This is a genomic window from Candidatus Binatia bacterium (assembly GCA_036493895.1).
In the GTDB taxonomy this organism is placed as follows: Bacteria; Desulfobacterota; Binatia; order UBA1149; family CAITLU01; genus DATNBU01.
Genome location: DASXOZ010000037.1, coordinates 22689 through 36570, shown reverse-complemented (window position 1 = coordinate 36570; position 13882 = coordinate 22689). Strand labels below are relative to the sequence as shown.

7 protein-coding genes and 4 tRNA genes are annotated in these 13882 nt (G+C 66.2%); 4 read left to right on the top strand and 7 right to left on the bottom strand.

Features of this window, described 5'->3' with window-relative positions:
- From VGK20_09670 to rlmB, 6 genes are all read right to left on the bottom strand, one after another.
- The coding region (locus VGK20_09670; protein HEY2774301.1) for a GTP-binding protein at nucleotides 1–141 on the bottom strand (141 nt) is incomplete at its 3' end.
- Between the two features lie 97 nt (nucleotides 142–238).
- A tRNA-Thr gene (locus VGK20_09665) sits at nucleotides 239–311 on the bottom strand.
- A 40-nt stretch (nucleotides 312–351) separates the two neighbouring features.
- Nucleotides 352–425, bottom strand: a tRNA-Gly gene (locus tag VGK20_09660).
- Nucleotides 426–543: 118 nt separating this feature from the next.
- Nucleotides 544–630: transfer RNA gene (locus VGK20_09655), tRNA-Tyr, on the bottom strand.
- A 52-nt stretch (nucleotides 631–682) separates the two neighbouring features.
- Nucleotides 683–758: transfer RNA gene (locus VGK20_09650), tRNA-Thr, on the bottom strand.
- 472 nt (nucleotides 759–1230) lie between these two features.
- Nucleotides 1231–2043, bottom strand: a complete 813-nt coding sequence (gene rlmB, locus VGK20_09645) for a 23S rRNA (guanosine(2251)-2'-O)-methyltransferase RlmB (GenBank protein ID HEY2774300.1) — start codon at nucleotides 2041–2043, stop codon at nucleotides 1231–1233.
- A 63-nt stretch (nucleotides 2044–2106) separates the two neighbouring features.
- Here rlmB and VGK20_09640 point away from each other — a divergent pair, with 63 nt between their 5' ends.
- The 4 genes from VGK20_09640 (at nucleotide 2107) to VGK20_09625 (ending at nucleotide 12633) form a co-directional block, all read left to right on the top strand.
- Nucleotides 2107–3336: an LptF/LptG family permease gene (locus tag VGK20_09640; GenBank protein HEY2774299.1), complete on the top strand. Its 1230-nt coding sequence runs from the start codon at nucleotides 2107–2109 to the stop codon at nucleotides 3334–3336.
- Complete coding sequence (gene lptG, locus VGK20_09635) at nucleotides 3333–4412, top strand: LPS export ABC transporter permease LptG (GenBank protein HEY2774298.1); 1080 nt, start codon at nucleotides 3333–3335, stop codon at nucleotides 4410–4412. The genes VGK20_09640 and lptG overlap by 4 nt, the downstream gene beginning before the upstream one ends.
- Before the next feature lie 401 nt (nucleotides 4413–4813).
- The gene (locus VGK20_09630) at nucleotides 4814–11023 is read left to right on the top strand and encodes a HAMP domain-containing protein (protein HEY2774297.1); all 6210 of its coding nucleotides are present in this window, start codon (nucleotides 4814–4816) and stop codon (nucleotides 11021–11023) included.
- A gap of 5 nt (nucleotides 11024–11028) precedes the next feature.
- Nucleotides 11029–12633, top strand: coding sequence for a response regulator (locus VGK20_09625; GenBank protein ID HEY2774296.1), 1605 nt, complete (start codon nucleotides 11029–11031; stop codon nucleotides 12631–12633).
- A 73-nt stretch (nucleotides 12634–12706) separates the two neighbouring features.
- Here VGK20_09625 and VGK20_09620 read toward each other — a convergent pair whose 3' ends face one another.
- The gene (locus tag VGK20_09620) at nucleotides 12707–13882 is read right to left on the bottom strand and encodes an NAD(P)/FAD-dependent oxidoreductase (protein HEY2774295.1); all 1176 of its coding nucleotides are present in this window, start codon (nucleotides 13880–13882) and stop codon (nucleotides 12707–12709) included.

Genomic DNA, 13882 nt, shown 5'->3' with positions numbered 1-13882 from the left:
GAACTTGACGAACGAGCCCAGCCCTTTCTTGCTCTGCACCAGCGTGATCGCCGCCGTCAGCGTCGTCTTGCCGTGATCGACGTGACCGATCGTCCCCACGTTGACGTGCGGCTTGGTGCGTTTGAAGGTTTCCTTGGCCATTGCGTGCTTCCTTTCTTCTTCTTCTGTCTTGCAACCTTGCTCGTTCTGACCAGCGCTTGGATGGAAAACCGCTCGACATCTCGCGGTTTTACCGCTGAGCCCACGACCGGACTCGAACCGGTGACCTCGTCCTTACCAAGGACGTGCTCTACCAACTGAGCTACGTGGGCATCTCAGCGGCACTCCGCGACCGCGACGCGGCGGTGAACAAGCGGGAGACGAGATTCGAACTCGCGACCCTCAGCTTGGAAGGCTGATGCTCTAACCATCTGAGCTACTCCCGCGTGAAACAAAACGACTCGATGCCTCTGCGCTTCTCGCTGCAGGGCCGGAGCGGCTCGCGGACCGGTTGCCTGATGAATCCGAGCGAAAATCGGCGGCGCCTCGCGCTGAAGGAAAAGATGGTGGAGAGGGAAGGATTCGAACCTTCGTAGGCAAATTGCCGGCAGATTTACAGTCTGCTCCCTTTGGCCACTCGGGTACCTCTCCCTTAGCCCTGCTCCGTCTTTTCCTTCGCCTGTCCACGCGTTCTCTTCACACGTGGAGCCGATGGCCAGACTCGAACTGGCAACCTACTGATTACAAATCAGGTGCTCTACCAGTTGAGCTACATCGGCACCGCAAAATCCGTCGGATCCGGCAGGTTCCATCCTTGCGGACCACCGCCTGACCCTCCCTGCAAACACCCCGTCCGTCACGCTTTCGCGCGCGTACGAATGCCCCAGGTCCTGAAATCGAAACTCGTGCTGCTATCAACGGGTCTGCGGGGAGTCAAGACGCGACACACGAACCCCGCGGTTTTCGCTGCCCCGCCCGCCAGATAGCCCTCATCGGGGGAAATATCGGGCCGCTTGCACTTCTCCGATCGTCAAATGCCGACCCCCTGCCCGCCCGGCATCTCGCTAGGGACGAACGCCGTACCCGCGCGGCGCGCCGGGAGCCACTCCGGGTTATCGAACGAGGTGGCCATGCAAGCGCCCGCAAGCACCGTCAGGAGCGGACGTGCCGCCGGCCCGCGATCGACGATGTCGCTGCGACAAGTTTCCATCGGATTGACAGGGCATTAGACCGCGAAAGGAAGACGTCACATCACTTTTTCTTGCGCGTGCCCCCGGCCCCGAACAGGCGCCCGTCGAGCAGGCGGTAAATCGCCAGCCCGGCAGCCACGGACGCATTGAGCGACTCGACGCGCCCCTGCATCGGGAGCCGCGCGATCTCGTCGCAGTGCTCCGTGACGAGGCGGTGCATGCCGTCGCCCTCCGCTCCGATCACCAGGCCGATCCGAGCACCCGTCCTTGGATCCTCGCCGGCGCGCGGCACGGTGTTCTGGCCGTCGGCAGCAAGGCCGACGATCCAGAACCCGGCGTCGCGCGCCTGCTGGAGCGAACGTACGAGGTTGGTGACCCTGGCAACCGGGAGAAACACCGCAGCGCCGGCCGACACGCGCATCACCGTACCGCTGACATGGGCAGCGCGGCGCTCGGGAATCACTGCACCCGACGCTCCCGCGGCCTCGGCCGTCCTCAGGATGGCTCCGAGGTTGTGAGGGTCGGCAATCCCGTCGAGGAACACGACGAGGCCGTCACGTGCGAGCACGTCGTCGAGATCGGCGTATGCGTACGCGATCTCGGCGGCGACGCCCTGGCAGCGCGCGCCGGCCATGCGGTCGCACTCCCCCTTTCCAACCATCGAAACCGGCACCGCCAGCTCGTGGGCCCTCTGCGCAAGGCGCTGGCTGCGTCCTCCGGCCGTATCTTCGAGGTACAGGCGGTGGATCTTCGAGACGCTGGTTGCGGCACCCGGCGCCGCACCGCCTTTCCGCCCGCCGCCAGGTGCGCAGGCCTCGAGCGCCGCTTCGACGGCATTCGGACCGGCGACGACGACGCGCTCCGTATCGCGCATCGGATCAGGGGCACTGCGGGGCCGGCCGTGGTTCGGGCGTCGGGACATGCTGCGGAACGCGGCTTGGTAACCGCGCGGGTGGTTCATTACACTGCCCACTTCATGGGTAAAACCCTGCGAAGGTATCTCCTTCGCGAGATCGCCGGCGCGTTTCTTGCGGGCATCGCGATTTTCTCGTCCATCCTGTTCCTGCTGCGCGCCGTCGAGCTGATCGAGCTGATCTTCGCGCGCGGAGTCCCGGCGGCGCTGGTGCTTCAGCTGCTCGTGGCAATTCTTCCCTCCTTCCTCGAGGCCACGCTGCCGATGGCGTTCCTGATCGGCGTCGTCGCGGCGCTCGGCCGCATGGCGTCGGACCGCGAAACGCTGGCCCTTCGCGCCGCCGGACTCAGCGTCTGGCAGGTGCTTCCTACCGTGGTCTCGTTTTCCCTCGTGGTCGCGCTGGCGACGCTCGCCTTGTCGATGACGGCGCGGCCATGGGGTCACCGCGAAATCGAGAAAACCGGTTTCGAAATCGCCAAAACGCGCGCGTCCGCCGCCGTGCGTCCGCGATTTTTCAATACCGATTTCGAGCACATGGTCGTCTACGTCGACCACATCGAGCCGAAGAGCGGCGAGCTCTTCGGAGTGATGCTGTCCGACGAGCGCGGCGGGTCGGCCGGCTCCACCGTATTCGCGCGCCGCGGGCTCGTCGGAGGTCACGAAGAGAGCGGGCGCCTGTTCCTGCAACTCTTCGACGGCACCAGCGTCACCTCGCGCGAGACCGGCAACGAATTCGACGTCACGCAGTTCCGCTCCCTCGAAGTGCACCTGGAGCTTCGCACCGCCACCGGCAACAAGCCGGCCAGCGACGAGCCCGCCACGCTGCGCTGGCAGGACATCCGCGACAATCTTGGCGGAGACGACGCCGGCCGCGCCCGCGAGGCAGCCATCGAGCTGTACCGCCGCTTCGGCATCGCGGCCGCCGCCATTGCTCTCGCCCTCTTCGGTACCGGCCTCGGATTCCATCCGTCGCCGACGACGCGCGGTCGCGCGGTCGGCATCTGCGTGCTGACGATCCTTGCGTACTACGCGTTGCTGAGCATCGCCGTTGCGATGGGACGTGCGCAGAAGCTGCCGCCGTCGGTGGCGCTGTGGCTTCCGGACTGCTCGTTGCTGCTGCTCGGTGCGTGGACGCTGTTGCGCACCGCGCAGGACGCGCCGCTCCTGCCGTCACGCACGCGCACTGATTCGGGCGCGCGGGCAGTCGCCCTGGCAGGCGGCGTAACTGCCGCCGGCCCCGGAGATCGGCCGTGAGCATCCTGTCGCGCTACCTTGCACGGATGTGGTTCGGCGTTTTCGTAACGGCGATGTGCGCCGGAGCCGGCGTCTACCTCATCATCGACGTCTTCGATCGCGTCGGCGAAGTCCTGCAGTTCTCGCCGTCGTCGACGGCCCTCGTCAGCTATTTTCTGTTCAAGCTTCCGAAAATCCTCTTCGACGTCTTCCCTGCCGCCTGCCTGCTCGCGACGCTGGTATCGATCGGGCGCCTCATGCGGACGCACGAGATCGTCGCGATGAGGGCCTGCGGCATGAGCACCAGGCGCATCGCGCTGCCTCTGGCGGTCACCGCGCTGGTGCTCAGCATCGGTGCGCTGCTGTGGAGCGAGGCGGTGGTGCCGGTGTCGGCGACTCGCTCGCGGTGGCTGTGGGACGTCGAGCTGAAGCAGAAGGTGTACCGCGGCGTCTTCGACGCGGCCTCGCTCTGGTTCGAGAGTGACCGCGGTTTCGTCCACATCCGACGCTACGACGCCGGCGCCCGCACGATATCCGGACTGGCGCTGTACGAGGCCGATCCCGAGTTCCGCCTCCAGCGGGTCACCGAGATCGATTCGATGACGTACAGCGACGGACGCTGGGTGGCGTCGGCTGGCGTCGTCAAGGACATCCACGGCGACGACCTCCAGGTGCACGCGCTGGCAGCGGGCCAGTTCGTCCTCGATGAAGACCCGGAGAACCTCACGGCGCGCAAGCGTCAGCCCGAAGAGTTCAGTTTCCTCGAGCTTCGCCGTCTCATCGCCCAGATGAAGGCCCGCGGCCTGGCCGCCGACGACCTGCTCGTCGATCTCCATCGCAAGCTGGCTTGGCCGTTCGCCGGCTTCGTCGTCACGGTGCTCGCGGTGCCGGTCGCGCTTCGCGCCGGCCGCAGCGCAGGCCTCGCCCGGGGGACGGTCGCCGGACTTGTGATCGGCTTCTCTTACTGGATCCTGACGGGTCTCGCCCTGTCGGCGGGACGGACAGGCCAGATCTCGCCGCCGCTGGCAGCCTGGGCGACCAATCTGATCTGCGCAGTGCTGGCTGCATCGCTGTATGTTTCGAGACTGGCGCGTTAGCAGCAGATTGCTCTCCGACACGTGCTGCGGTGCGGCGCGGCTCCCGCACGGGTGTTGCTTCCCTCAAGTGGGTGGGCGAATACGGCGCGGTTGAGCGGCGCCCCCGTCGGAGCGACGCGCGTCACAAAAGCACAGCAAGTGCGCGGCGCACAAAGTTGCTTTGCCGCCGCAGTCTCCACGCAACGATCCGGCCGGCGACGTTGCGCGCGAGACTTCCCGTCATTCTCCTCTTTTCCGTTTGATGGAATTGCTTCAGGCTCTTACGGCCGCGGGAATCTCCCTGCCGAAAAAAGTCGATGCCGCCTCCGCTCGCGGACGTGCGGCTGCGAGGACGACGAATGCCGAGAGCAGGTCGCGCCCAAGTCGAAGGCCCCACGCTCACGTCCGAGCCCGCCATCCCGATGGCGGTCCTCGACCAGCATCGCCTGCTGCACGCGCTGCAGCGCATGCGAAGCGGCGACTTTTCCGTGCAGCTTCCCGGCGATTTATCCGGCATCGACGGCAAGATCGCCGACACGTTCAACGACATCGTCGCCGCCAACCAGAAGATGGCCCAGGAACTCAAACGGGTGGGTCAGGCGGTCGGACGGGAGGGAAAAACGAAGGAACGTGCCCGTTTCGACCAGCGCCGCGGTGCCTGGGGCGAAATGGAGATCTCGGTCAACACCTTGATGGACGACCTGCTGCGGCCGACCACCGAAGTGACCGAAGCGATCGCGGCCGTGGCCCAGGGACACCTGACCCAGACCATGCGCCTGGACGTGGACGGGCGTCCGCTCGAAGGCGAGTTCCTGCGCTCGGCGACCATCGTCAACACGATGATCGAACAGCTCGGCGTGTTCACGTCCGAGGTCACGCGCGTTGCGCGTGAGGTCGGATCGGACGGGAAGCTCGGCGGCCAGGCCCAGGTGCCGGGCGTCAGCGGCGTCTGGAAGGACCTGACCGAGAGCGTCAACTCGATGGCGTCGAACCTGACGGCCCAGGTCCGCAACATCTCCGAAGTGACGATCGCCGTCGCCAACGGCGACCTGTCGCGCAAGATCACCGTCGACGTACGCGGCGAGATCCTCCAGCTGAAGGAAGCCATCAATACGATGGTCGACCAGCTGCGCTCGTTCGCATCCGAGGTGACGCGCGTTGCGCGGGAAGTCGGAACCGAAGGAAAGCTCGGAGGCCAGGCCGTCGTTCCCGGCGTAGCGGGAACCTGGAAGGATCTTACCGACTCCGTCAACGCGATGGCCGGCAACCTGACGGCCCAGGTTCGCAACATCGCCGAGGTCACGACCGCCATCGCGCGCGGCGACTTGTCTCGCAAGATCACCGTCAACGTCTCCGGCGAAATCCTCGCGCTCAAGGACACGATCAACACGCTCGTCGATCAGCTGAACGCCTTCGCCGGCGAGGTCACCCGCGTCGCGCGCGAAGTCGGAACCGAAGGAAAGCTCGGCGGCCAGGCCAACGTCTCCGGCGTCGCCGGCACCTGGAAAGACCTGACCGACAACGTCAACCTGCTCGCGGCAAATCTGACGACCCAGGTACGCAACATCGCCGAGGTCACCACCGCCGTCGCGCGCGGAGACCTCTCGCGCAAGATCACCGTCGACGTCAAAGGCGAGATCCTCGAGCTCAAGCTGACGCTGAACACGATGGTCGACCAGCTCAACGGCTTCGCGTCCGAGGTCACGCGCGTCGCCCGCGAGGTCGGCACCGAAGGCAGGCTCGGCGGCCAGGCCGCCGTGCCCGGCGTGGCGGGAACCTGGAAGGACCTTACCGACAACGTCAACCTGCTGGCGGCAAACCTGACCACCCAGGTGCGAAACATCGCCGAAGTCACGACGGCCGTCGCGCGCGGAGACCTCTCGCGCAAGATCACCGTCGACGTCAAGGGCGAAGTGCTCGAGCTCAAGCTGACGATCAACACGATGGTCGATCAGCTCAATGCATTCGCTGCCGAAGTCACCCGCGTCGCGCGCGAGGTGGGCACGGAGGGCAAGCTCGGCGGCCAGGCCGTCGTGCCCGGCGTGGCCGGTACGTGGAAGGACCTCACCGACTCGGTCAACTCGATGGCCAGCAACCTGACCGGCCAGGTGCGCAACATCGTCGAAGTGGCCACGGCAGTCGCGCGCGGCGACCTGTCGCGAAAAATCACCGTCGACGTCAAGGGCGAGATCCTCGAGCTCAAGGACACGCTCAACACGATGGTCGACCAGCTCAACGCGTTCGCATCCGAAGTCACGCGCGTCGCGCGCGAAGTCGGCACCGAAGGCAAGCTCGGCGGCCAGGCGACGGTGCCGGGAGTAGCCGGTACGTGGAAGGACCTCACCGACTCCGTCAACTTCATGGCCAGCAACCTGACGGCCCAGGTGCGCAACATCGCCGAGGTCGCCACCGCGATCGCCAACGGCGACCTGTCGAAGAAGATCACCGTCGACGTCTCCGGTGAGATCCGCGAGCTCAAGGAAACGCTCAACACGATGGTCGACCAGCTGAACGCGTTCGCGTCCGAAGTCACGCGCGTCGCGCGAGAAGTCGGCACCGAAGGCAAGCTCGGCGGCCAGGCCCAGGTGCCCGGCGTCGCGGGCACCTGGAAGGGCCTTACCGACAACGTCAACTTCATGGCCGGCAACCTGACGGCCCAGGTGCGCAACATCGCCGAAGTGACGACCGCCGTCGCACGCGGCGACTTGTCGCGCAAGATCACCGTCAACGTCTCCGGCGAAATCCTCGAGCTGAAAAACACCATCAACACGATGGTCGACCAGCTCAACAGCTTTGCCGGCGAGGTCACGCGCGTCGCGCGTGAAGTGGGCACCGAAGGGCGCCTCGGCGGCCAGGCCGCCGTGCCCGGGGTGGCCGGAACCTGGAAAGACCTGACCGACTCGGTCAACTCCATGGCGAGCAACCTGACCGCCCAGGTGCGCAACATCGCCGAGGTGGCCACGGCCATCGCCAACGGCGACCTCTCGAAGAAGATCACCGTCGACGTGCGCGGCGAGCTGCTCAACCTCAAGGAGACGCTCAACCGCATGGTCGAGCAGCTGCGCTCGTTCGCTGCCGAGGTCACGCGCGTCGCGCGCGAAGTCGGCACCGACGGAAAGCTCGGCGGCCAGGCCAACGTCACCGGCGTCGCCGGAACGTGGAAGGACCTTACCGACAACGTCAACCTGCTGGCCGCAAACCTGACGACCCAGGTCCGCAACATCGCCGAAGTGACCACGGCCGTGGCTCGCGGCGACCTTTCGCGCAAGATCACCGTGGACGTCAAGGGCGAGATCCTCGAGCTCAAGCTGACGATCAACACGATGGTCGACCAGCTCAACGCGTTCGCCGCGGAAGTCACGCGCGTTGCACGCGAAGTCGGCACCGAAGGAAGGCTGGGCGGCCAGGCCGCCGTCTCCGGCGTTGCGGGAACCTGGAAGGATCTCACCGACAACGTCAACGTCATGGCGGCCAACCTCACCGAACAGGTGCGCGGCATCGTCAAGGTCGTCACGGCGGTCGCCAACGGAGACCTCAAGCCGAAGCTGACGGTCAACGCCAAAGGCGAAGTCGCGGCGCTGGCCGAGACCATCAACGACATGACGGGAACGCTGGCGACGTTCGCCGACCAGGTGACGACCGTCGCGCGCGAGGTCGGCGTCGAAGGCCGCCTCGGAGGCCAGGCCAACGTGCCCGGAGCCGCCGGCACGTGGAAGGACCTGACCGGCAACGTGAACCTCCTGGCTGCGAACCTGACGACGCAGGTACGCGCGATCGCCGAAGTAGCCACCGCCGTCACGCAGGGCGACCTGACGCGCTCCATCCAGGTCGAAGCGCGCGGCGAGGTTGCCGAGCTCAAAGACAACATCAACACGATGATCGACAACCTGCGCCTGACCACCCATCGCAACACGGAGCAGGACTGGCTGAAGACCAACCTCGCAAGATTCACCGGCATGCTGCAGGGCCAGCGCGACCTGGCCACCGTCGGCCGCATGCTGTTGTCGGAGCTGACGCTGCTCGTCAACGCGCACCAGGGCGTGATCTACCGCATCGAGAGCTTCGACGAGCTGCACCTGGTCGCCGCATTCGCCGACGACGGCCGCAGCGGGCACTCCCCCACGCTACGCCTGGGCCAGGGTCTTCTCGGCCAGTGCGCCGCCGAAAAGCGGCGCATGCTGATTACCGACCTCGACGACGGCTCGGCGCCGCCGGTGCGCTCGGGCCTGCTGCAGGTGAGCCCGCGCAGCGTCATCGTCCTTCCCGTGCTGTTCGAGGGAGAGGTCAAGGCCGTCATCGAGCTGGCGTCGCTCAGCTCGTTCACCGCCTCGCACCTGGCCTTCCTCGAGCAGCTCACCGCCAGCATCGGCATCGTGCTCAACAGCATCGAGGCGACGATGCAGACCGAAGGCCTGCTCACGCAGTCCCAGCAGCTCGCGGCCGAGCTGCAGGCCCAGCAGAAGGAGTTGCAGCAGACCAACGAGCAGCTCGCGCAGAAGGCCCAGCAACTCGCCGAGCAGAACGCCGAAGTGGAGCGCAAGAACCAGGAAATCGAACAGGCCCGCCGCGCTCTCGAAGAGAAGGCGACCGAGCTCGCGCTCACCTCGAAGTACAAGTCCGAGTTCCTCGCGAACATGTCGCACGAGCTGCGCACGCCGCTCAACAGCATCCTGATCCTCGGCCAGCAGCTCGGCGAGAATTCCGAAGGCAACCTGAGCTCGAAGCAGATCGAATTCGCGCGCACCATCCACGGCGCGGGCACCGACCTGCTCAACCTGATCACCGACATCCTCGACCTGTCGAAGATCGAATCGGGCACCGTCACCGTCGTCGCCGAGGAAATCATCCTGTCCAACACGCTGGACTCGATCGCCAGGCCTTTCCGCCACGAGGCCGACAACCGGCACCTGACTCTCGGCGTGCGCATCGACCCGGCCATCGGCTCGACGATGGTCACCGACTCCAAGCGCATGCAGCAGGTGCTCAAGAACCTGCTGTCGAACGCGTTCAAGTTCACCGAGCAGGGCGGGGTCAAGATGAGCGTCTTCAAGGCGTCCGGGGGCTGGTCGGCCGATCACCCGCTGCTGCAGCGCGCCGAGAGCGTCGTCGCGTTCGAAGTCTCCGACACCGGCATCGGCATCCACCCGGACAAGCAGCGCATCATCTTCGAGGCATTCCAGCAGGCCGACGCCGGCACCAGCCGCCGTTACGGTGGCACCGGGCTCGGCCTCGCGATCAGCCGCGAGCTGGCTTCCCTGCTCGGAGGCGAGATCCAGCTTCGCAGCACGCCGGGGGAAGGCAGCACGTTCACGCTGTACCTGCCCCAGTTCTACGTGGGTCCGACGATCGCGGTGCCGCTCATGGAAAGATCGTCGCAGCCGGCGCCGCTCATGCTGGTGCGAAGCGCCGAACGCGGCGTGGACCAGATCCCCGACGACCGCCGCGAGCTGGAGCCCGAAGACGCGGTTCTCCTCATCGTCGAGGACGATCCCGCCTACGCGCGGATCCTTCTCGACCAGGCGCACGAGCAGGGGTTCAAGGTTCTCGTCGCGATGCGGGGCTCCGAAGCGCTCGAGCTCGCGCGCGAGTACCACCCGACGGCGGTGTCGCTCGACGTATTCCTGCCGGACATGCTCGGATGGACGGTGCTGAACCAGCTCAAGCAGGATCCGGCGCTGCGGCACATCCCCGTCCAGGTGGTCACGCTGGACGAAGACCGACAGCACGGGCTGGCACGCGGCGCCTTCGCCTTCCTCCCCAAGCCCACGACCACCGAGGGCCTGGAAGCTGCGTTGTCGAGAATCAAGGAATACGCGGCGCCGCGCAGCCGCAAGCTTCTCGTCATCGAGGACAACGAGGCCGAACGCGTGAGCATCGCGGCTCTTCTCGGCCACGACGACATCGAGATCGACGTTGCCGCAACCGGCGCAGAAGCGCTCGCCAGGCTGCGCGAGACGACTTACGACTGCGCAGTGCTGGACCTGAGGCTGCCGGACATGAGCGGTTTCGACGTGCTCGAGCACCTCAAGGACGACGAGAGGCTGGCCGAGCTGCCGGTCGTCGTGTTCACGGGAAAGGAGCTGTCCCCCGACGAAGACGCGCGCCTGCACATGCTGGCGCGAAGCGTCGTCGTCAAGGGCGTCGAGTCCCCCGAACGGCTGCTCGACGAAACGTCTCTTTTCCTCCACCGGGTGGTTGCCGATCTTCCGCCGGAGAAGCAGCAGATGCTGGACCGGTTGCATCGCTCGGACGATGATCTGGTCGGCAAGAAGGTGCTCGTCGTCGACGACGACGTGCGCAATATTTTCGCGCTCAGCAGTGTGCTCGAGCGCCGGGGAATGGAGGTTCTGACAGCCGGCACGGGATTCGAGGCCATCAAGATGCTGGAGACCACGTCCGATATCTCGATCGTGCTGATGGACATCATGATGCCCGAGATGGACGGTTATCAGACGATGCAGGCGATCCGCCAGAAGCCCACGATGCGGCGTCTGCCGATCGTCGCGCTGACGGCCAAGGCGATGAAGGGCGACCGTGAGAAGTGCCTCGAAGCCGGCGCCTCCGATTATCTCGCCAAGCCCGTCAATACCGAGCAGCTGCTGTCGGCACTGCGCCTGTGGTTGCACCGCTGATGAGCATGAACGGATACGAGCCGGTCAACATCCTGCTGGTCGACGACCAGCCGGCCAAGCTGCTCAGCTACGAGGCGATGCTGAGCCAGCTCGGTGAGAACCTCGTCAAGGCAAACTCGGCACGCGAGGCCCTCGACCACCTGCTCAAGAGGGAGATCACCGTCGTACTGATGGACGTCAGCATGCCGGACATGGACGGGTTCGAGCTGGCCGAAGTGATTCGCGGGCATCCTCGCTACCAGAGGACCGCGATCATCTTCGTGTCGGCCGTCCACCTGACCGACATCGACCGCCTGAAAGGGTACGAATCCGGCGCGGTCGACTACGTGTCGGTTCCCGTCGTTCCCGAGCTGCTGCGCGCCAAGGTCAGCGTTTTCACGGAGCTCTACCGCAAGACTCGCGAGTCGGAGCGACTGGCGCGCGATCTCGAACGCCGCGTCACCGAGCGCACCGCGGAGCTGGAGGCTGCGATCGAGCGCCAGCAGACGCTGGCGAACCAGCTTCGCGAGGCCGACCACCGCAAGGACGAGTTCCTCGCACTGCTGGCTCACGAGCTGCGCAACCCTCTGGCCTCGGTACGCAACGCCGTGGGGATCATGGGCATGAAGAAAACCCCGGACCCCGACCTTGCCTGGTGCCGGGACGTCATCGAGCGCCAGGCCGACCAGCTCACGCGGCTGGTCGACGATCTCCTGGACGTATCGCGGATCACCCAGGGCAAGATCAAGCTGAGAATGGAGCCGCTGACGGTCGCCGACGTCGTCGGCTCCGCAATCGAGACCACGCGTGCACTGATCGAGAAGCAGGCTCATCGCCTGCGCGTCGAGGTTCCCGAACGTTCCATCGCGATCACCGGCGACCTCACCAGGCTCACCCAGGTGGTCGCAAACCTGCTGACCAACGCTGCGAAATACCAGAATGAAGGCGGATCGATCGACGTTACTGTTCGCAAGGAGAGCGACATGGTTGCAATTTCCGTAAGGGATCGTGGAATCGGGATCGCGCCGCACATGCTTACACAGATCTTCGAGCTGTTCGCGCAGGGAGAACGATCGCTCGACCGGGCCCAGGGCGGCCTCGGCATCGGGCTTTCGCTGGTCAAGAACCTGGTCGGCATGCACGGCGGCAACGTCACCGCCGCCAGTTCCGGAATCGGCCAGGGAAGCGAGTTCGTCGTGCGCCTGCCGCTTCGCGAGCCGGCCGCTGCCGAGCCGCAGCACGAGCCGCAACGCGGCAACGAAACCAGGTCCGACGACGAAAAACGTCGCGTGCTCGTCGTCGACGACAACCAGGACGCCGCCGACAGCCTGTTCATGCTGATGAAGCTGCGCGGCTACGACGTCAGCGTCGCCTACGACGGAAGCTCGGCCATCGACCGCGCCGTGCACGATCGCCCGTCGGTGGTGCTGCTGGACATCGGGCTTCCGGGCCTCGACGGCTACGAAGTGTGCCGCCGCATGCGGCAGCAGGGGCTGACCGATACCCGAATCATCGCGATGACCGGGTACGGCCAGGAGCGCGACCGCGAGCTGTCGCGGGAAGCGGGCTTCGACATGCACACCGTCAAGCCGGTCAAGATCGACGAGCTGCTGAGGATGATCGCGGGCTGAGCCGCACTGTCTTTTCGGGCGGCATGACGACGCCGCACTTCTTCTTCGCACGGACGGACGCCGAACGTATCCCTCACGCGGCGCGCGAATGCTCCAGCACTGCCGAGGCCACTGCGGGAGGCGGCCACACCGGCAGAGCATCGTCGTGCGCGTGAAGAAACCAGCGCTCGAGCAGGATCCGGCGGGAAAACCAGCCGCTCGTCATCAGGGTTGCCGCGATGTTGCGGCGCAGCTTCTCCGGGAGAAGACGCGAAGGGTCCGCCGCGGCGCCGAAGCGGCGCGCGAGCGCGGTGCCGTAGGACGCGAGAGCGTCGGCCCCGACTTCGCCGCGGCCGAGCGCATCGTGGATGGTGTGCGCAGCCATCAGCGCCGACTCGACCGCGGTGCGGATGCCTTCCCCGCTGCGGTCGCACGCCAGGCCCGCCGCATCTCCGATGAGAACGAAGCCTCCACCAAAGCGCGTGCGCCGGCTGTCGGGCTCGAGCACGTAGGCGTGGCCCTTCATCCGCGCTTCCGGCACGCGGCCGATGCGGCCTTCGCGCACGAGCCACGCGAGGAAATCCTCGATGCGCCGGCGCAGGCCGGCGCCGCCGGCACCCGCGCCCGAGCGCACGCCGAGGCCGATATTGAGCATCGGTCCCTTGCGGAAAGCCCAGCCGTAACCCGTCAGGTCCTGCGTGAAGTAGAGCTCGGGAACTCCGCCTTCGACCGCGCAGCCGCCGCTCGCGGCTTCGTCGAAAACGAACTCGGCTTCTTCGGCCGCGATGACCGCCGCATCCGACATGCTGCCCGTCGCTCGTGCGACCGGACAGAAGTGACCGCCGGCTCCGACGAGAACATCCGCCTCGATTCCGCCGACTTTCCAGCGTCCTGCCCTTCGCTCGATCGCATCGACCTTCACGCCCTGCACGAGGCGCGCTCCGCTGCGCTCGAGCAGGAAATGGTCCAGCTCGCAGCGACGAATCCCGTAGCTCATCGGCCGGACGTAGCGGTGCTCGTGGATGCGGTTGCCGATGCGGCCGATGCGAAAGCCGTGTACCGCATCGAGAGTCCGGCCGCGCGCGTACTCGCCCAGGTCCAGCTCCAGCTCATGGACGACCGCCGGCGTGATCCAGCCGGCGCAGACCTTGTCGCGCGGGAACTTCGCCTTGTCGGCAACGATGACGTCGATCCCGGCCCGCGTGAGCGCACGCGCGCAGGTCGAGCCGGCCGGCCCGCCGCCGACGACGAGGACGTCGCAGCGCATCAT